The organism is Streptococcus sp. CF8_Ac1-9, from assembly GCF_024295565.1.
In the GTDB taxonomy this organism is placed as follows: domain Bacteria; phylum Bacillota; class Bacilli; order Lactobacillales; family Streptococcaceae; genus Streptococcus; species Streptococcus parasanguinis_X.
On record NZ_JANCOY010000002.1, the window covers coordinates 242,363 to 263,820 of the forward strand.

Annotated in this window: 12 protein-coding genes; 4 read left to right on the plus strand and 8 right to left on the minus strand. The window is 44.3% G+C overall.

Annotated elements, in window-relative coordinates; genetic code table 11:
* Positions 1-38: 38 nt before the first annotated feature.
* The 8 genes from hutG to NML76_RS04660 all read right to left on the minus strand — a co-directional run bounded on the left by hutG (position 39) and on the right by NML76_RS04660 (position 10,196).
* Positions 39-1,031, minus strand: a complete 993-nt coding sequence (gene hutG / locus NML76_RS04625; RefSeq protein WP_155172500.1) for a formimidoylglutamase — start codon at positions 1,029-1,031, stop codon at positions 39-41.
* Between the two features lie 82 nt (positions 1,032-1,113).
* A complete protein-coding gene (gene hutH / locus NML76_RS04630; protein WP_155172498.1) occupies positions 1,114-2,655 on the minus strand; it encodes a histidine ammonia-lyase in 1,542 nt (513 codons plus the stop codon).
* Positions 2,656-2,872: 217 nt separating this feature from the next.
* Complete coding sequence (locus NML76_RS04635; protein WP_155172496.1) at positions 2,873-4,216, minus strand: APC family permease; 1,344 nt, start codon at positions 4,214-4,216, stop codon at positions 2,873-2,875.
* Positions 4,217-4,237: 21 nt separating this feature from the next.
* Positions 4,238-4,816 (minus strand): HutD family protein, encoded by a 579-nt coding sequence (locus NML76_RS04640; protein WP_155172494.1) that lies wholly within the window; start codon positions 4,814-4,816, stop codon positions 4,238-4,240.
* A 15-nt stretch (positions 4,817-4,831) separates the two neighbouring features.
* Positions 4,832-6,505: a formate--tetrahydrofolate ligase gene (locus tag NML76_RS04645; RefSeq protein ID WP_155172492.1), complete on the minus strand. Its 1,674-nt coding sequence runs from the start codon at positions 6,503-6,505 to the stop codon at positions 4,832-4,834.
* 35 nt (positions 6,506-6,540) lie between these two features.
* Positions 6,541-7,170 (minus strand): cyclodeaminase/cyclohydrolase family protein, encoded by a 630-nt coding sequence (locus NML76_RS04650; protein WP_024054843.1) that lies wholly within the window; start codon positions 7,168-7,170, stop codon positions 6,541-6,543.
* A 12-nt stretch (positions 7,171-7,182) separates the two neighbouring features.
* Complete coding sequence (gene ftcD / locus NML76_RS04655; RefSeq protein WP_254732837.1) at positions 7,183-8,082, minus strand: glutamate formimidoyltransferase; 900 nt, start codon at positions 8,080-8,082, stop codon at positions 7,183-7,185.
* 83 nt (positions 8,083-8,165) lie between these two features.
* The gene (locus NML76_RS04660; RefSeq protein ID WP_049490357.1) at positions 8,166-10,196 is read right to left on the minus strand and encodes a urocanate hydratase; all 2,031 of its coding nucleotides are present in this window, start codon (positions 10,194-10,196) and stop codon (positions 8,166-8,168) included.
* Positions 10,197-10,395: 199 nt separating this feature from the next.
* On the opposite strand from NML76_RS04660, the gene hutI reads away from it, so the two are divergent.
* From hutI to NML76_RS04680, 4 genes are all read left to right on the plus strand, one after another.
* The gene (hutI, locus tag NML76_RS04665) at positions 10,396-11,643 is read left to right on the plus strand and encodes an imidazolonepropionase (protein WP_037608072.1); all 1,248 of its coding nucleotides are present in this window, start codon (positions 10,396-10,398) and stop codon (positions 11,641-11,643) included.
* Between the two features lie 291 nt (positions 11,644-11,934).
* Positions 11,935-14,319, plus strand: coding sequence for a phosphoketolase (locus NML76_RS04670; protein ID WP_195189376.1), 2,385 nt, complete (start codon positions 11,935-11,937; stop codon positions 14,317-14,319).
* Positions 14,320-14,709: 390 nt separating this feature from the next.
* Positions 14,710-16,827: a bifunctional metallophosphatase/5'-nucleotidase gene (locus NML76_RS04675; RefSeq protein ID WP_195189377.1), complete on the plus strand. Its 2,118-nt coding sequence runs from the start codon at positions 14,710-14,712 to the stop codon at positions 16,825-16,827.
* Positions 16,828-17,053: 226 nt separating this feature from the next.
* Positions 17,054-21,442: an SGO_0316/SGO_0317 family LPXTG-anchored serine peptidase gene (locus NML76_RS04680; RefSeq protein ID WP_129823951.1), complete on the plus strand. Its 4,389-nt coding sequence runs from the start codon at positions 17,054-17,056 to the stop codon at positions 21,440-21,442.
* Positions 21,443-21,458 lie beyond the last annotated feature (16 nt).

Below are 21,458 nucleotides of genomic sequence, written 5' to 3' on the forward strand. Positions count from 1 at the left end.
TGGGTGTTTCTATGCTTTTTATGTGTGTAGAAATCTTCTTAGTTCAGTTTTTGTTGCGCCAATATTTGGGTCAAGTAAAAGATAAAGGTCGCAGCAAGATTTGAAGTATGATTGTCAATGTCATGAGGAGGAGAAACTTCCACGACATCAAATCCGATTAGCTTACCACTAGCAGCAATGTGTTGGAGAAGCAGGAGGGCTAGTTTAGGATCGACACCAAGTGATTGGATGGCGCTAACACCGGGAGCAGAGCCGACCGCAAAGCAATCCATATCAATAGACAGATAGATCGCGGTTTGGTTTTCTAAAAATTGATCGATTCGATCCAGAATGGCTTGGTGGCTCATCTGGAAGAGATCTTGGCCAGTTAAAAAATCAATGCTTGGTGTTTTAGCAACGTAATTAAAGAGGAAGAGGTTATTATTGTGCTCTTGGATCCCCAGGATGAGGTAAGGGAAGTCCTGACCTTTTTCTTTCGCATGATCAGCCATTTGACGAAAACCTGTTCCAGAATTGGGACCGGTTTGGTCGTAAGGTCGCAAATCAAAGTGGGCATCCAGATTGATCACAGCCAGTTGTTCATCTTTTTCTAAACTGGATTGAATCCCTAGATAGTGGCCGTAAGCAGTTCCGTGACCGCCTCCTAGGACAATGGGTTGGATCCCTAATTGGTACATGCGCTGGATCGCTTGTGAGAGACTTTCTTGGAGTTCTTCTAGTGAATGGTTAGGCCCGTCAATATTTCCCACATCATACACTGTCACATTGGTTCCCCAGTGCCATGGAAGTTTAGCGATTTGAGAACGGATGGCTGTAGGGCCCTCGACTGCTCCTACACGCCCATTATTGATATAGACTCCTTTGTCGCTCTTAAAGCCGATGATCCCAAAGGTCATCCCCTCAAATGGAGTGAGGGTCCCGTCGTTTAGGTCTAAAAATTTGGTGACCATTCCCCATTTGGCCGTGTAGGGATTGTCCTCGATGCTACCTTGGTAGTAGCTGTAGGTCATTGGATAGTAGTTTGTGAGCAAGCTTGTCGCCTCCCTTATTTTTCTGAAAGCAGGCAGAGGCTGAGAAGATCGCCAGCCTCTGTTTTGCTTTATTCTTACTGTATCAGTATTGAATGCTTAAGTCAACTGCTTTTTCGATGGTTGCTAAGAATTCTTCACTTTCGACAACAGCAGATGCTTTATTGAGTTCTTCGAAGATTTCGATGTCCTTGTCAAATTCAATGAAGGCCACCTTGCTGCGAATCATGTCATAGGCTGGTTTTGTACCTTTACCAAGTTCATGATTTTCTGGTTTGAGATCCAAGGCTTGGCAGGCTGCCATAATTTCAGTAGCAACGATGCGGCGTGAATTCTTAAGGATTTCTGCTGCTTTACGAGCGGCAGTCGTTCCCATGCTGACGAAATCTTCTTGGTTTTCACAAGATGGAATAGAATCGACACTAGCAGGGTGAGCCAAAATTTTATTTTCCGATGCAAGGGATGCACAAGCATACTGGGTAATCATGAAGCCTGAGTTGAGTCCAGGGTGTTTGACCAAGAAGGATGGTAATTTACTGAGTTGGCTGTTGACCAAGCGTTCCACCCGACGTTCAGATACGTTCCCAATTTCAGAAAGGGCAATGCCTAAGAAGTCAAATGGTTGCGCCATTGGTTCACCGTGGAAGTTACCTCCTGAGATGACGTGTCCTTCTTTGGTAATGATTGGGTTATCTGTGACAGAGTTGATTTCGATTTCAACTTTTTCTTTTACGTAAGCAATAGAATCCTTGCTGGCTCCATGTATTTGAGGGATACAGCGAAGTGTATAAGGATCTTGTACCCGTTGTTGAGTCGCAACAGTGGTATTCTTGCTTCCTTCAAGAAGGTTACGGATGTTGCGAGCAGTTGCCAATTGTCCACTTTGTGGGCGGATGGTATGAAGGTCTTCTTCGAATGGACTGGTAATTCCATTGTGAACTTCCATTGAGAGAGCACCAGCGATATCAGAGAGTTTGAGCAATTGGATACCATCATAAGTCGCAAGAGCACCGATACCCGTTAGGACGGTTGTACCGTTGATCAAGGCAAGCCCTTCTTTGGCAGCCAATTGGATCTTTTCAATTCCAGCACGATCTAGGGCTTCTTGACCACTGAGAAGTTCTCCTTTGTAGTAGGCGCGTCCAAGACCCAACATTGGTAAAACCATATGAGCAAGTGGTGCTAAGTCTCCAGAAGCTCCGAGTGATCCTTTTTCAGGAATATAAGGAGTGACTCCTTTGTTGAGCAATTCTAACAGTTTTTCAACGGTTGACAGACGAATGCCAGAATAGCCTTTCAAGAGCGAGTTGATACGGATCAGCATGATAGCACGAACGGCATCTTCAGGAAGTGGATCACCGAAGCCAGATGAGTGAGTCCGGATCAGGTTTTCTTGCAGCTGAACAGTATCTTCTGGAGAGATGCTGACATTACAGAGGGAACCAAAACCAGTGGTCACACCGTAGACGACTCGTTTTTCGCGGACAATGTCATCAACGATTTTACGGGATGCGATAACGGCTTCTTTGGCTTGTTCATCAAGCTCACATTGGGCACCGTGCCGAGCTACAGCGATGACTTCTTCGAGTGTTAAGCTATTGCCATCTAAATGAATCAATTGAGTCATATAAAACCTCCGATTATGAATAGTTGTTCTGGGGAAGTAGATGTGTTTACTTCAGTTTGAATACCAAACATGAGCCCATTGTCTATTGATCTTAAGAAATTTGAGAAGAGTCTTAGAGAAAAGGGCTCAGGTTTGACATTCGTGGAGTCCTAGATGGGTTAGGGAGCAAAACCGAGCTTCGCTCCCGTCTCTGTTCCCATCTACTGTGTAAAGAAAATTAGTGAGGAAGGGTTTTCGATTTATGTAGTTTATCGCCGTGGAAAACAAAGTAAAGTCCACTTGCAATCACGAGACCGATGGCCCCCCAAACAAAGTTCATTAGGTTGTCCCCTGCAATCATCAAGATACTGATCACAACGGCTAGAACTGGGATAACGGGACCAAATGGTACTCGGAAGGTAACCTTTTTGTCTGGGTACATTTTTCTGAGTTTGATGGCTGCCAAAGCTGTTGGAATGTATTGGAAGAAACGGAAGACAACACTGAAAGTTGCTAATGATTCGAAAGATCCAGATAACAAGAGTAAGAACGCAAAGGCACCGGAAATGATAATGGCAATGACTGGAGCATTCTTAGAGTTTGTTTTTCCAAGATCTGCTGGCAAGAGTTTTTCATCTGCTAGGGCAGCACCAAAACGAGGGACCATGATGGATTCACCGATGTTTAGACCGGCGATTGAAATGAGGGCTCCGTAAGAAACGAGTGGAGCTCCGATAGGGCCAATCATTTCGACAAATGCGTCTTGTACTGGTGCACCAGTTTGCATAATGCGACCACCAAGCATGGCGATTGTTCCAGCGATGATCAACATGTAGAGAACAGATACAATACTGATAGAACCTAGAATAGCGCGGGGAACGTTCTTTTCAGGGTTGCGCATTTCCCCTGCAACGATAGACATGGTTTCAAATCCGATGAAACCGTAGAAGATGTAGACGGCTGTACTAGAAATAGAACTGAAGAGGTTTGTTCCACTTTCCAATTGAAGGAAAGGTGTGAAGTTGCCCTTGCTCACGCCACCGGGAATGAAGAAGATGGCAAAGAGTGAGAAGAGGACAATTGGAATTAATTTTGCAACAGTAGCTGTCAGAGTGAACATCTTAGAGGTTTTCAGACCGGCGATGTTCATCAGACTCAAGAGAATCAGCATACCGACACTGATCGGAAGGTTGTAGCCTTCAAATGCTGGGAAGGTAATGATGAAGATCTTAGCAAAGCCGGCTAACATGGCAGCCCAGGCGATAACAGTAACGGCCCAACCGAGAATCCCAACGTTAAAGCCAACGAAATCTCCAAAAGCGGCTTTTGAGTATTGCATAGCTCCACCGTTTTTATCGAAGTAGCCAGCCGTTTCAGCCAGACAGGCTGATAGTAGCATGACGAGAATGGCTACTCCGAACATGACAGCTAGAGAAGCTGGTCCAAGGCCAGAATATATTTTTTGAGGGAGGAGGAAGATACCAGATCCGATTACGGCGTTGATACCGTATAGAGTGGCACCACTAAAGCTGAATTTCGCTTTTTCTTGTTCCTCAATCGACTGTTTATGTGCTCCGTTCATAATGTTTCTCCTTTGTGAACATTATTGTAGTTCAGTCCAGATAGCAATCGGTTGCTCCCCAGACTGATGGGGTAAAAACGTGATTGTCATCTCTTGAAGAGGAGATGCTTGTTCGATCACCAGGAGCTCGTGAGTTTGGAGAGTTTGAGAATGATTGTTTCCCCATTCGAGTGTTAGTGGACAGAGAGCGTAGATCAATTGATAGCGACTCTGACTTTTGACACTCTCTTTTGGGGATATAGCACTCATATGCCCCTGATAAGAAGGTTTGTAAATCAAATTAAAGTCTTGACAAGTCCCTTGGCTAGATACAGGATCTCCCCCATCAAAGAAGTAGCTTTGAAAGGGGTTCAAAACCACTTCTTTATGGTGATGGGTGAGCCTAATGGAGGCATTCAAGGGCATCAAGATTCGGTGGTAGCCCGTGAGATCGGTAAAGGTACTTTTTTCAACCTCTACCGTTGCAGTAGAGAGGCGGAAGTCAAAGGTCCGATCTGGATAGCTTCCTCCCTCTGGGGAGAGAAAGAGTTGGGTGGTTTGGCCACCGGACCAGGTAGAAATTTGATAATCTGCGGGGGTAAGATGAAGGAGAGTCACCATAGGACGCCTTCTTTCTTAAAAGAGACCAGTGATATTGCCGTGGGCATCGATATCAATCTTTTCACTGGCAGGAACTTTAGGTAGGCCAGGCATGGTCATAATGGTACCAGTGAGAGCTACGATGAAGCCAGCTCCGGCAGCCACCTTAAGGTTACTGATTTTAACTGTGAAATCTTTTGGTGCTCCCATTTTCTTCGCATCGTCTGAGAAGGAATATTGGGTTTTGGCCATACAGATTGGGTAGTTTGAGAAGCCCAGAGCTTCCAATTCTTTCAGTTCGCGTTTGGCTGCTGGTGTTAAGCTGATGCCTTTACCACCATAAACTTTTGTGACAATCTTGGTCAATTTTGTTTCAATGCTGTCTTCTTCATCATAGACATAAGAGAAGTGGTTTTCTTCTTGAGCCAGTTGAATGACTTTTTCAGCCAAGTCACGGCCACCAGCTCCACCATTCGCCCAGACATCCGAAATGACAACATCTACATTACGTTTCTTACAAGATTCATAGACAGCTTCAAGTTCCGCTTCTGTATCCAGTGGGAATTTGTTAATGGCAACGACTACAGGTAGGCCATAGATTTCTTGGATGTTGGCCAAGTGTTTGTCGAGGTTTGGTAGACCATCGATAACGGCTTGGACATTTTCTGTAGCCAAGTCCGCTTTGGCAACTCCACCATGCATTTTGAGGGCACGGATGGTTGCGACGAGGACAACGGCAGCAGGTTTGAGCCCGGCCATGCGGCACTTGATATCGATGAATTTTTCAGCACCGAGGTCTGCTCCGAAGCCAGCTTCTGTCACGACATAATCTGCATATTTGAGGGCTAGTTTAGTAGCCAGCACACTGTTACAGCCGTGGGCGATATTGGCAAATGGTCCGCCGTGGATGATGGCAGGAGTATGCTCCAAGGTTTGCACCAAATTTGGATGGATGGCATCTTTGAGGACAGCTGCCATGGCCCCTCCAGCCTTGAGGTCTTTGGCTGTGACCGGTTGTCCTTGGTAGTTGTACCCGATAATGATGCGATCAAGGCGTTCTTTGAGATCAAGGATATTTTCTGAGAGACAGAGAATGGCCATGATTTCAGAAGCCACGGTGATGTCAAAGCCATCTTCACGAGGAACCCCGTTTGTTTTTCCTTGAAGGCCATCGACAATATGACGGAGTTGACGGTCGTTCATATCGACCACCCGTTTCCAGGTGATGCGACGAGAATCGATACCCAACTCATTGCCGTGATGGATATGGTTGTCAATCAAGGCTGCAAGGAGGTTGTTGGCAATCCCAATGGCATGGAAGTCTCCGGTAAAGTGAAGGTTGATATCTTCCATTGGAACCACTTGGGCGTACCCGCCACCGGCAGCTCCACCCTTGATCCCAAAGACAGGGCCAAGAGACGGTTCGCGGAGAGCAATGACGGCTTTTTCACCAATAGCTGAGAGAGCATCGACTAATCCAACAGAGGTGGTTGTCTTTCCTTCTCCAGCAGGTGTCGGAGAGATGGCTGTCACGAGGATCAGCTTTCCATCTTCCTTATCCTTGAGTTGTTCCAGTTGGTTGCTATCAATTTTTGCCTTGTATTTTCCGTAGAGCGAAATATCGTCTTCGGTCAATCCAAGTTCAGCAGCGATATCGGTGATGGGCTTCATTTGGACAGAATTGGCAATTTCAATATCCGATAAAACCATAGAATCCCTTCTTTCTTTATTTTTATTTGCTAGGTTTAAGATAGACTTTCTAAAATGGTTTGGTAAATATTATCTGCAAGATCAGAACCGGTTTGGAGGAGTTTGAGTCCCTTGCCGTGGTATTCTTGGACGAAGTCTTGGTCCTTGATTCCTGAAATGTTGATCAGGACATTGAGCCAAGCCCCCTGAAGTCCAGCCTTGAGATTGAGAGCAGCCACTCCTAAGTCACTCGCCGCATTGGTATTGGACTTACCAACAGCTTCTTTTGTTGTTTCAAGCGCTTCAACGATGAGCTCCATCATAGAGAAAGGAGATACTGTCGCATGTTTCAAAGCTTTTTGCATGGCTTCACGACGAGCGGCTTTCTCTTCTTCCGTTTCCTTTGGAAGATCAAAGACTGCTGATACAACGTTGAAAGCTTCTGTATCTTTGTCGATGGCTTCTAGTAATTGGTCTTGGAGTTGGGCACTTTTTTCGTGAACCCCTTTGATGTGGTCTTCAAATTCAGCGTATTTTTTCTTACCAATAGTCAGTTCACAGACCATTTTTGTAAGGGAAATCCCATTTGCAGCGGATAGGGCAGCAGCAGAACCACCACCTGGAGCTGGAGCATCCGAACCAAGGACCTTGGCAAACTCCGTAATACTTAAGTCAACTAGTTTCATAGAACTCCCTTTCTAACCCAACAAGTGATTTTCCAAGACTTGTTTGCTGTAGTCAAAGTCTTCTAATTGTAAGTAGTATTCAGCAGAGTCGATCAAAGCCTTAGCAGGAGCGAGTCCGATAAGTTCTGTTCCGATGATGTGAACACCGTAACGTTGTGCTTCGAAACGAACGGTTTCCACAACACGATACAATGGGAATTGTTCCAAGTTGACCATGTTGATGGAGACTTGGGCGATGTTGCGATCTTCTAGCATGACACCGATCGCTTTACAGTATTTGTATCCACCGCTTGATCCACGAATGATTTTAGAAATCTTATTGGCAATCTCTAGGTCGTCTGTATCAAGGTTGATATTGAAAGCAACGAGTGGCATCCGGACACCGACAGCTGTAACCCCTGCAGTTGGGTGAATCTTGCGTTCACCGTAGTCTGGCTTCCAGTCTTCTTCCAACAATTTTTCTGGCATTCCTTCAAATTGTCCTTTACGCACTTTAGCCAAGTTCTTCCGTTCTGGGCGAGTTGCAGCATCTTCGTAAAGGAAGATTGGAATACCTAATTCACGATTGATGCGTTCGGCCACTTTATTAGCAATCTCAACGCATTCAGCTGTAGTGATATCTTTAACGGGAACGAATGGACAAACGTCTGTTGCCCCCATACGAGGGTGTTCGCCTTCGTGCTTGGTCATATCAATGTTTTCAGAAGCGTATTTCACCAATTGGAAAGCCACTTCTTGAATGCTTTCTTCATCCCCAACGAGTGTAAAGACGCTGCGGTTGTGACTGGTGTCAGACGAGTAGTCTAGTAAAGTGACACCTGGAATACTTTTTGCTGTTGCTGCTAATCCGTCGATCACAGCTTGATTGCGTCCTTCAGAGAAGTTTGGAATACACTCAACAATTTTTGCCATATGATTACCTCTTTTTATAGGAGAAGTTGGGGAGGAGGAGTCTTTGCATTTTCCTCCCCTTTCTCAGTTTTTATTTTTTGATGTTAAAACAATTTTTGAACGGCTTCTTTGACCAAATCTTCATCTGCCAGATACGGAATGGTGATGTGGTCTGTTCCTGCATGGAGACGGTTGTACTCGATCGCTGTTTCAATGGCATGGTTATTCCGTGCCCAGTTCCGACGAGCAACCCCACCCATAGTGTCCCAGGCAATGGCAGACTTGATGATTTCATCGATCCGGTGGCTACCGTCTAGGACGAGACCAAATCCACCGTTGATAGCTTTACCGATACCAGTACCACCACCGTTGTGGAGAGCGACGAGACTCATACCTCGAGCAGCGTTACCAGCGTAACATTGAACCGCCATGTCACAAGTGACGTTCGAACCATCTTTGATGTTTGATGTTTCACGGAATGGAGCATCTGTACCAGATACGTCGTGGTGGTCACGTCCGATCATGACCGGTCCGATCTTGCCTTGGCGAATGAGTTCATTGAATTTCAAAGCAATGTTGACACGGCCCATGCAATCTTGATAGAGGATACGTGCTTGTGTACCAACCACCAGTTGGTTCTTTTCCGCATCGCGAATCCAGTTGTAGTTGTCGCGGTCTTGGTAGCGACGAGTTGGATCGATCGCTTCCATGGCTGCATGGTCAGTTGCAATCAAGTCTTCGTGTTTACCGCTGAGGCAGACCCAACGGAATGGACCATAACCATAGTCAAAGAGCATAGGTCCCATGATATCTTCTACGTAAGATGGCCAAATGAAGCCGTCTTTGTCATCCAAGCCATTCTTAGAAATTTCCTTGATGCCTGAGTCGTACACGGATTTCATGAAGGCATTACCGTAGTCGAAGAAGTAAGTACCTTTAGCTGTCAAGGCTTTGATCACTGCAAAGTGACGAGCCAAGGTTTCATCAACCAAACGGCGGAAGGTTTCTTTGTCTTCTGCCAGCAAACGTGTCCGTTCTTCAAAACTAATGCCAACTGGGCAATAGCCACCATCATAAACGTTGTGGCAAGAGGTTTGGTCAGACAAGAGATGAACATGGACTTGGTGTTCGTTGACATATTCGAGCAAGTCTACGATATTACCATGGTAGGCAATCGAAGTGGATTCACCAGCTTCCAGTGCTGCTTGAGCTAATTTCACAGCTTCTTCGGCACTGTCTGTCACTTGGCTAATCCAGCCTTGAGAGTGACGAGTTTCGATCCGAGAGCGGTCCACTTCAGCGACGATGGCCACCGCTTTTGCGATTTCAGCTGCTTTCCCTTGAGCTCCGCTCATTCCACCGAGACCAGATGAAATAAAGAGTTTACCGGTCAAGTCGCCATCATCAGGCACACCGAGTTTGAGACGACCAGCATTGAGAAGGGTGTTGAAAGTACCGTGAACGATCCCTTGTGGACCGATGTACATCCAGCCACCAGCCGTCATCTGACCGTAGTTGGTCACTCCCATCTCTTCAGCAATTTCCCAGTCGCGCATGTTGTCATACTCACCGATCAAGAGACCGTTGGTAATGACGACACGAGGAGCTTCTGGTTTCGATTTGAAGAGGCCAAGAGGGTGACCAGATTCAACCACCAAGGTTTGGTCTTCTGTCATGACTTCCAAGTATTTCTTGATCAAGTTGTATTGCATCCAGTTGGCACAGACAGATCCTGTTTCCCCATAAGTGACCAATTCATATGGATAAAGAGCAATTTCAAAGCTCAAGTTGTTGTCAATCATGACCTGCATAGCCTTAGCAGCTGTGCATTTTCCTTTGTACTCATCGATTGGTTTTCCGTAGATCCGATCTTTTGGACGGAAGCGATAGCCATAGATCCGACCGCGAGTTCTCAGTTCTTCCAGAAATTCTGGGATCAACTCTTGGTGGAATTTTTTAGGAATGTAACGCAAAGCATTTTTAAGGGCAATTTCGGTCTGAGCCTGCGTTAAGCGGAAGCCTCTATCCGGTGCACGACGAATGCCTTCTTGAAAAGTCGCCTTTTCAGGTAGGACATCAAAGTCAAGTTTGACAGACATAGCAGCTGCAATTTCTTTCTCGTCTATAAATGACATAGCAGAACCCTCCTTATAGTTGGACTGTGAATTTGTATTTTCTTTATTGTATCGAAGAAACGTCAATAAAGAGTCAAAAAAAAATATAATTTTTAATAAAGCAAAAAAAAATGAGGGAAAAACTTTTTGACTTTTTTTTGACGCTTTTCCTGTAGAATTGTAAAATGAATAACAATGGAAATAGAAAGGAATGTTTCATATGTCTGCTGATATCCTATTAACCCACTTTAACCAATTGTTTTGTCCGAATGATCTGGGTCATCCTCTCTATGGCAAGGAGATGGCAGAAGCGCAAATCCTTTCCGATGCTTATATCGCTATTAAGGATGGAAAAATTCTTGCAGTTGGGACAGGTCAACCAGATCCAGAACTGATTGATGACCATACGGAAGTGAAATCCTGTGAAGGAAAAGTTGCGACTCCTGGCCTGATTGACTGCCATACCCACTTGGTCTATGGAGGTAGTCGTGAACATGAATTTGCGAAAAAATTAGCGGGTGTTTCTTACTTAGACATCCTCGCCCAAGGCGGTGGAATTCTGAGCACGGTTCGGGCGACACGGGAAGCTTCTTTTGACAATCTCTATGACAAGTCCAAACGACTGTTGGATTACATGTTGCGTCATGGGGTGACTACTGTCGAAGCCAAGAGTGGCTATGGTTTGGATTGGGAAACTGAAAAACGCCAGTTGGATGTTGTGGCTGCATTGGATCGGGATCATGAAATTGATCTGGTATCAACCTTTATGGCAGCCCATGCGATTCCCACAGAGTACAAGGGCCGTTCCCAAGAATATTTAGATCTCATTGTGGAGCAAATGCTTCCCAAAGTGAAGGAAGAAAAGCTAGCTGAGTTCTGTGATATCTTCTGTGAAAAAGGTGTCTTTACAGCAGATGAATCTCGCTATCTTCTTTCAAAGGCTAAGGAGATGGGCTTCAAGCTACGGATCCATGCCGATGAAATCGAATCCATTGGTGGTGTTGATGTGGCGGCTGAATTGGAATCTACTAGTGCAGAACACTTGATGGTGATTACCGATGAAGGCATTCAAAAATTAGCTGCAGCAAAAGTGATTGGAAATCTTTTGCCTGCTACAACCTTCAGCCTCATGGAAGATACCTATGCACCGGCTCGTAAGATGTTGGACGCTGGGATGGCCATCACCCTAACAACGGACAGCAATCCAGGGTCTTGTCCAACAGCCAATCTCCAGTTTGCCATGCATCTGGGTTGCTTCATGATGCGCCTAACTCCAGTAGAAATTCTCAATGCAGTGACCATCAATGCAGCCTATTCAGTAGATCGTGCTAAAACAATCGGCTCTTTCGATGTTGGCAAACAGGCTGACATTACCATCTTTGATGCACCAAATCTAGATTATCTCTTCTATTTCTTTGCGACAAATCTAGTGACAGATGTCTACAAGAAAGGTCAAAAAGTCATTTAACCTACTCCATTTCATTTGGGACTTTGCTGGTTTGCAAAAATCAGCAAAGTCTTTTTTTAAAACCTATCCCTGTAGGGAATGGAACCACTTTAGTGGGAAATTAAAATTTGACGTTCAAAGAATATTTTTCTTACTTTCTGATGTACAAAAAGGGAAATTCTTGATAGAATAGAAGTAATATTGAATATTTTCTTCAATATCATCTGTTTGTCGTGAAAACAGATTGTTTAAACTATTGATCAAACGAACAGGTTGTTCAACAGACCTGTCTAGAAATTGTGAGGAGACAAGATGACTGTCGATTATAACAGCAAAGCTTACTTGGATAAAGTAGACGCTTGGTGGCGTGCAGCCAACTACATTTCAGCTGCTCAAATGTACTTAAAAGATAACCCGTTGTTGAAGCGCGAAGTCGTTGAAAACGACTTGAAGGCTCACCCAATCGGACACTGGGGAACTGTACCAGGGCAAAACTTTATCTATGCTCACTTGAACCGTACCATCAACAAATATGACTTGGATATGTTCTACATTGAAGGACCAGGTCACGGTGGACAGGTAATGGTATCGAACTCTTACTTAGATGGTTCTTATACTGAATTGAATCCAAATATCCCTCAAAATGAAGAAGGTTTCAAACACTTGTGTAAGATCTTCTCATTCCCAGGAGGGATCGCTTCTCACGCGGCGCCTGAAACACCAGGATCTATCCACGAAGGTGGAGAGCTTGGTTATGCCCTTTCTCACGCTGCAGGTGCTGTATTGGATAATCCAGATGTGATTGCTGCCACAGTTATCGGTGATGGTGAAGGTGAAACAGGTCCATTGATGGCAGGATGGTTGTCAAATACCTTCTTGAACCCAGTCAACGATGGGGCTATCCTTCCAATCTTCTACCTCAACGGAGGGAAGATCCACAACCCAACGATCTTTGAACGCAAAACAGACGAAGAATTGGCCCTCTTCTTTGAAGGTCTTGGATGGAAACCAATCTTTGCAGACGTAACCGCTATTTCTGACGACCACGAAGCTGCACACGCTTTGTTCGCTGAAAAATTGGACGAAGCAATTGAAGAAATCAAGAAAGTCCAAGCAGAAGCTCGTAAAGGTTCTGCTGAAGAAGCAACTCAACCAGTATATCCTGTCTTGATTGCTCGTATTCCTAAGGGTTGGACTGGTCCAAAAGCATGGGAAGGAACACCTATCGAGGGTGGATTCCGTGCGCACCAAGTGCCAATCCCAGTAGATGCTCACCACATGGAGCATGTCGATGCTCTTCTTTCATGGTTGGAATCTTACCGTCCAGCTGAATTGTTCAACGAAACTGGAAAACTAGTTCCTGAAATTGCTGAAATTGCACCAAAAGGTGACCGTCGCATGGCTATGAACCCAATCACAAATGCTGGTGTGATCAAACCAATGAACACAGCTGATTGGAAGAAACATGCCCTTCAATTCAATACACCAGGTGAAATCATGGCTCAAGACATGATCGAATTTGGTAAGTATGCGGCAGACTTGGTAGATGCGAACCCAGATAACTTCCGTATCTTTGGTCCAGACGAAACCAAATCAAACCGTCTTCAAGAAGTCTTCACTCGTACAAGCCGTCAATGGTTAGGACGTATGAAACCAGACTACGATGAAGCCTTGAGCCCAGCTGGACGTGTCATTGACTCTCAATTGTCAGAGCACCAAGCAGAAGGTATGCTTGAGGGATATGTCTTGACAGGTCGTCATGGATTCTTCGCTTCTTACGAATCCTTCCTTCGTGTTGTAGATTCTATGATCACTCAACACTTCAAATGGTTGCGTAAGTCTAAGACCCATACAACATGGCGTAAAAACTACCCAGCCTTGAACTTGATTGCAACTTCAACTGTCTTCCAACAAGACCACAATGGCTACACTCACCAAGATCCAGGTATCTTGACTCACTTGGCTGAGAAAACTCCTGAATATATCCGTGAGTACTTGCCAGCAGATACCAATAGCTTGCTTGCGGTAATGGATGAAGCCTTCAAGGGAGAAGATGTGATCAACTTGATCGTTTCTTCTAAACACCCACGTCCTCAATTCTACTCAGCAGCTGAAGCAGAAGAATTGGTTCGTGAAGGATACAAGGTGATCGATTGGGCATCAACTGTTTCAGCAGATGAAGAGCCAGATCTTGTTATTGCAGCCGCAGGTACTGAGCCAAACTTAGAAGCTCTTGCAGCCATCACAATCTTGCACAAAGCCTTCCCAGAATTGAAGATCCGCTTTGTCAACGTTATCGACATCTTGAAATTGCGTCACCCATCCGTTGATGCGCGTGGGCTTTCAGATGAAGAATTTGACAAAGTCTTCACAACTGATAAACCAGTCATCTTTGCCTTCCATGGTTACGAAGGCATGATCCGTGATATCTTCTTCAACCGTCACAACCATAACTTGCGCGTGCATGGTTACCGTGAAAACGGGGATATCACCACACCATTTGATATGCGTGTGATGTCTGAGTTGGATCGCTTCCACTTGGCACAAGATGCAGCTAATGCAGCTCTTGGAGCAGAAGCAGCTGAATTCGCAGCTCAAATGGATGAAACAATCGCCTTCCACCATGACTACATCCGTGAAAACGGAGACGACATTCCAGAAGTTCAAAACTGGAAATGGGAAAACGTGAATAAATAAGAAAAGAGAGTGGGACAGAAATCGGTAATTCGTTAGAATTCGATTTCGTCGTCCCACCTCCGCACAGTTGAGTAGGGCTGTAAAAGCTGATGAAATCAGCGTAGTAGAGCCCACTCAACCACTGCGTCTTGCTCGACAATCCAAAAATAATTGAGAGGCTAGGACTTTTGTCCCAGCCTCTTTCGTGAGGAACAGCAAGTAACAAAAGGAAGAGGATGAGAATAGATGTTCGGAAATCAAGCGTTTTTCTAATAAAATTGTAAGAGTTTCTAGGAAAATATTGAAGTAAAACCGAAAAAATAGTAAAATGGAAGAGCTGATTGCAGCAAATCAACTGTTCTGCATTCTCCTTTTTGGAGAAGTGTTCTACATTAGAAAATGGAGTATTCTATGAAGAAAAAAATTATCTTGAAAAGCAGTATCCTAGCGGTCGCTGCGGGTCTTAGTGTTTTTGCGATCAATAGCGTTTTTGCAGACGAATTGCCCGTACAGTTCATGGGCGTTAATGACTTCCACGGTGCCTTGGAACAAACAGGGACAGCTCGTTTAGAAGGCGAAACTGTGAAAAACGCAGGAACAGCCCCACTTTTGGCAACCTATTTGAACGATTCGCAAAAAGACTTTGAAACGGAGAATGCCGGAACGCCTAATGCCAGCATCCGTGTGCAAGCGGGAGATATGGTCGGCGCTAGTCCAGCCAACTCTGCCCTCCTTCAAGATGAACCAACTGTAAAAGTCTTCAATGAAATGAACTTTGAATACGGAACCCTTGGAAATCACGAGTTTGACGAAGGACTTGGTGAATTCAACCGGATCATGAAGGGAGAAGCCCCAACACCTGGTCAATTCAATAAGATCGTCGATGAATATCCTCATGAAGCTTCTAAACAAGAAGTCGTGATTGCCAACTTGGTCGACAAGGATACCAACAAAATCCCATTTGACTGGAAACCTTATACCATCAAAGAAATCCCAGTCAATGACAAGACCGTTAAGGTCGGATTTATCGGGGTTGTTACGACAGAATTCCCAAATCTTGTTTTGCGTAAAAATCATGAACAATACCGGGTTTTGGATGAAGCAGAATCGATTGCTAAATATGCGCGTGAATTAAATGACCAAGGGGTTCATGCGATTGCTGTCTTGGCTCACGTTGCTGCCACTAGTAAGAATGGTGTAGCAGAAGGTCCTGCTGCAGACATGATCAAAAAATTAAATCAAATCTATCCTGAAAACTCAGTGGATATCGTCTTTGCAGGTCATAACCACCAATATACAAACGGGATGGTTGGAAATACCTTGATTGTTCAAGGTACGTCTCAAGGGAAAGCTTACTCGGATGTCCGTGGGGTCCTAGATACGGATACAGCTGACTTTGTCAAAGCTCCAACTGCTAAGATTATTGCGGTAGATCCATCGAAAGGCAAAGCAAAAGATGCCAAGGTTCAAGCGATCATCGATGATGCCAATGCGACGGTTAAAAAAGTAACAGAAGCAAAAATCGGTACAGCAGAAAAAGCTGAAAATATTACCCGTGAATTGAATGCGCAAAAAGAAAGTGCTGTTGGAGATTTGGTCACAGCAGCGCAACTAGATATTGCCAAAAAATCAGGTTATCCAGATGTTGACTTTGCCTTCACCAATAATGGAGGAATTCGTGCAGACCTCGTGGTGAAACCAGACGGAACAGTCACTTGGGGTGCAGCTCAAGCAGTGCAACCATTTGGAAATATCCTTCAAGTAGTCGAAATTACCGGAGACCAAATTTATAAAGCTTTGGACCAACAATATGATGAGAAAGAGCTTTACTTCTTGCAAATGGCAGGGATCAAGTACACCTATACGAAACCAGCCGATGCAACAGAAGAAAATCCATATAAGGTCGTGAAAGCTTACAAGGCAGACGGAACTGAAATTGATCGCAACAAGACCTACAAGGCGATTATCAACGACTTCTTGTATGGTGGCGGAGATGGCTTCTCAGTCTTCCGTGATACAAAATTGATCGGTGCGATTAATCCGGATACTGAAGTCTTTATCCAATACATCGAAGATGTGAATAAGGCAGGGAAAAAGTTGTCTGCTTCAATCTTGGGCAACAAGACCTTTGTGGAAAAAGTGGAAGAAGAAACACCTACTCCAGAACCACAACCAACTCCTCAACCACAACCGGAACCACAGCCAGCGCCAGTTGATCCAGTAAGTCCTGTAAATCCAGTTCATCCTGTAGCTCCAGTAACTCCTGCTACCCCAACTACCCCAACTCCACAACCTGAAGGCCCAGTAACTCCAGCTCAACCAGCTGCAAGCGAAACAAAAGAAGTGGCAACAAACAAACCAGTCGCTGTCACTTATCATACGGGTGGTCAAGCAGAAGTAGCTGCTACACCAGCAACTGGTCTTCCAAAAACAGGTCAAGATGAATTGGCATCAACAGTCCTTAGCCTCTTTGGTATGACCTCATTAGCTTTAGCAGGCTTTGTAGCCAGCAAAAAACGTGAAGGTTAAGAGAAAAAGAGACTAGCAAAAAGGGTCAAAAAATTCTCGATAAAAAGAATCAGGAGCTCCCAACGGGGAGCTCCTTTTTTATTTATGGGTGGAATTTTCAGAAGAATCAATCATTTATTATACCTTAGGAATTTTACTATAATTTATTGACTTTGATAGAGAGAAGAGCTAAAATGGAAACAAGCAACCGGTTACAAATATAATAATGACATAGGAGGTCATGTAGATGAGAAGTGAAAGGCAACAACGGTTTTCTTTCCGTAAATATGCAGTCGGTTTGGTATCGGTACTTGTCGGATGCCTTTTTTGTGGTGCGACTGTTTTGGCTGAGGAGCAGGAAGGGCAACTGAATACTCCTGCTATCGTAGCAAAAGAAGAAAGTCAGGCAGTAAATCCGACAGCTGGTCAGGACAAAGACTCAGCTGCAGCTCTTCCAACTGATAAAGTCAGTATTGAAACTTCTTCACAAGAGCAACCTATACCTGATAAAACTCCTGAGATAGCCCCTTCACAGACTCCAACAAAACCGGTCTCGGATCCTATACCTGAAAAAGAAGCTGTTGAAAAGAAAGAGCAGCAGGATCAATCTATTCCAGAAGCGAATCCAGTAGAAAATAAAGAAAGTACTTCAGAAACTGTGGCAGATGAAGCCCCTGTTCAGGCCTTGGTACGCTTGGAGACGAAGAAGCAAGAGACGGCAACGTCTCCAAGTATTGCAGAGCAGATCCAGAATAATGCTCCAATCAAGGAAACTGTATTAAATGAATTGAAGGAAAAAGGAATTCAGTACAAAAAATTGGCAGATTTTGATTTGGTTTTTAATGGATTCGTTTTAGAAACCAAGTACAAGGATGCTTTGAAGATTCGGCAACTCGCACGTGTTGAAAAGGTGGAAATTACCCCATTGACGGCTAGAACGGATGGAGAGCCTAGCTCAAATAAGCAGAACACCCTTCTTCCTACAAAAGTGAGTGATGAGAATGAATTGATCAATCTGCAACCCCTTTGGGACAAAGGAATCAAGGGCCAAGGTCGGGTGGTAGCCGTTTTAGATACAGGCCTTGACGTCCACCATAATTTCTTTAGTTTAACCGATAAAAGCAAAGCCAAATACCAGAATAAAGAGCAGATGGAAGTGGCAATGAAAAAGGCAGGCATTACTTATGGGAAATGGTACAACGATAAGGTGGTCTATGCCTACAATTACTCTGATATGAACGATGAGATTCGAGAAGATGATCCGCGTTCACATGGGACCCACGTGGCAGGGTCGGCTGTGGGGAATGCGACAAAACCAGTCCCAACTGGTGAATATTTAAAAGGCGTCGCACCCGAAGCTCAGCTTATCTTTATGCGTGTTTTCTCTGATAAGAAAGGAATGACGGAACAAGGATTTATCGTAGCCAAAGCAGTTGAGGATGCGGTTAAACTAGGTGCAGATACCATCAATATGAGTTTTGGTGGGGTCAATGGGTCTGAAGCAGACACTAATCCCTTAACTCGTCAAGCCTTTGAATTCGCTCGTAAATCCGGTGTTGTTATCAATGCCGCAGCAGGAAACTATGCTGTAAGTGGTTATTGGCAGGCCAAACCAAAAGCAGATGCTCCAGATACAGGAACGATCGATGAACCCTCCATTGAAGATGGGGTTCTTGCCATTGGCGCCTTCAATAATAATATCAATCACGAAACGACCATTCGCCTTGAAATCCCAGCTTTAAAGGATAAAAAAGAATTCCAAAACGGCTTGGTCGATTTACCCGTTTATCGGTTGATCTTCCCAGTAGAAGGTCCTCAAACATATGTTTCAGTACCAAAAGGCGGAGAAGACACTTATCGAAATGCTGCTGTAAAAGACCAAATTGCCCTGGTTGAAAGTGGTGGCGATGTAACAGATGAAGATAAGGTCAATGCCCTCAGACAAGCTGGAGCAAAAGGGGTTCTAGTTTATCAAAATGAGGAACAAGGAGATACTCTTCAAAATCTTTCCATGGGGTATTGGGGATCCTTCTATCCTGTCAGTGTACTTGGTCATTCTATCGGAAAAGAGCTAGCTTCTCATGCTGGAGAGTACAAGCTGACCTTCCATCAAGAAGTTAAGAAAGTACCCTATAGTGAAGCAAACAAGATGCTCTTCTTTACTGGTTGGGGGCTTTCTGCTGAAGGAAAACTCAAGCCAGATGTTACCCTTCCTGGGGGAATGGTTTATTCAGCGATTCCAGATGGTTCCTATGATATGGATGCAGGTACGAGTATGGCGACACCTCATGCGGCAGGTGCGACAGCCTTGATCAAGCAAGCTTTGGAACAACGATTCCCAAATTATAGTCCAGAGCAAATTCATACGCTTTTACGCCAGTTAGTCATGAGTACAGCCAAGCCTCATTTTGATCAGGAAAGCAAGAGCTACTCCTCTGTCCGCCAACAAGGATCTGGTCTTATGGATGCTGCAGCTGCAGCCTTTGGCGATGTCTTTGTAACAGGTGGAAAAGGAACAAATAGCAGTCTGACTCTTGGCAATGTCAAGGATTCCTTCACGTTTGATGTCACTGTGCATAATCTTAGTTCAGAAGCAAAAGAATTTACTTACCATACGGTCGTTAATACGGATCAAGTGGAAAATGGACGTATTACCTTGAAGATGCGCCAACTACTGGATCAAGAAGGTGAAAAAACCATTCATGTACCAGCTATGGGAAGTGTGACGGTTCCGATTTCTGTGAATACTAGTAACTATACAAGTGAGCTCACCAATCAAATGAAAAACGGTTACTTTTTAGAAGGTTTTGTCTTCTTTAAAGATGCCAAAACCAAGAAAGAGTTAGTGAGTCTTCCATATATTGGTTTTAAAGGGAACTATCAAGATTTACCAGGAATTGAAAAACCTATCTATGCCTTCACTGGGGATGAAAAACCATTCTATTATTACGCAAATGAAAAAGCGGAACACCCTGAAAAAGACTCAGGAGATCACTTTACAGCCTTGGTCAGCACTATTTGGCGCGGGGGCAAAGAAGTACAGGTTGTCCTGGGAGAAAAAGATGGGCATTACGATGGAAATAGTCTCGTATTCTCGCCAAATGATGATGGATCCTATGATAGTGTCAAACTCAATGCAGTGGTCTTAAGAAATGTGGACAATATTCACCTGACAGTTTATCGTGCGAATGACATCAAGAGAGAACATCCAATTTTTGAAAAAGGCAATGAGAGCCAGAAAAAATCAGATTATGGCTGGCGGATCAACGATCGTAGTAAGATTCTTTATGCGACACAGTGGGCAGGCAAGGACAATAACAATCAGCTTGTTCCAGATGGGGACTATCAATATGTAGTCACTTATCGTCCAAGCACACCTGGTGCCAAACCTCAAGAGATTGTCTTAAAGGTCAAGGTCGATAAGCAAGTGCCACAATTGGCTAACACCAAGGATCTGTATGATCCAACAACCCGACTCTTTAAGCCAGGTGAGATTGTTGAAACGGGTAGTGGGCTAGCTGGTAAATACCTCTCCTACCAAAAAGATGGTCAGGAAGTAGAAATCACTCCAAACGAAGATGGAACCTATCTCATCCCTGAAGGAGTCGATCTACAAACAGTGCGTTTCTATATTTGGGATCAGGTCAATAATACCAATACCTTGACTTTGGATGGAAAGGCTGTCTCGGAAGAAAGTACGACTGAAAAAGCCGGAACAGAGGAAGCAAGTCCAACACATGAAACTAGTGAAGCTACGGTCGGCCGTTTAGAAGTACAAATTGTCAATGAAAAGGGAGAGGCGACCAATCAATATCCAGAAATGATGCGTTACCAAGTGTTTGACAGCAAAGGAAATCGGATTGACAAGGAATTTAACAGCTATTATGAAGATCCATTACCAACTCTTCCATTTGGAACCTATACTGTAAAAGTTGTCAGCCAAGACCAAAATTACTCTTGGGCTTCTCCAACAACGGTAACAGTTGAATTGAGCAAAGAGCATCCAGAAGGTGTGGTCAAATTTGTCTACCACTATATTGACAAAAATCGCTTTGATCTCGTCTTTGATAAAGAACTTCCAAACGGTACCCGCGTCTTTGCCATCGATAAAAAGACCGGTCAGAAAGTGGAGTTGGAACAAACTCTTTATGAACCAAAGACCTTTGAAAAGATCCTGGAGAATGGAGACTATCAGATCCATATTGATCTACCAAAAGGTTATCGTGCAGTGGAAAACGACTTCTTCTATACAGTTGGTGAGCGTATCAATCGTTACTTGACCAGTTTTGTCGAAGTTTCAGATGACCAGGTAGAAGATCCAATTATCCCATCTTCTCCTATTCCATCTCCTCAACCGTCAACGACGACGCAAGAAGGTGAAAAAGGAAAACGGCCAGATGGAAACGAGACGCATCCAATAGTCGCGAAACAGACAGATATCCGTCCAATGTTCCAGAAAGATCGTGAAAGAGTATCAGAAATGGATCCATCGACTAAAGAGGTCTCAAGTCAATCATCACCTTCTCTTCCTAATACAGGGCAAGAAAATGAACAAACAGGGATGGTAGGTTTGATGGTTCTTCTTCTCACTTTTGGTGCTATCCGCTTGAAGAAAAATCGTCCAGATCAAGGATAATCTTCTATTAGTTTAG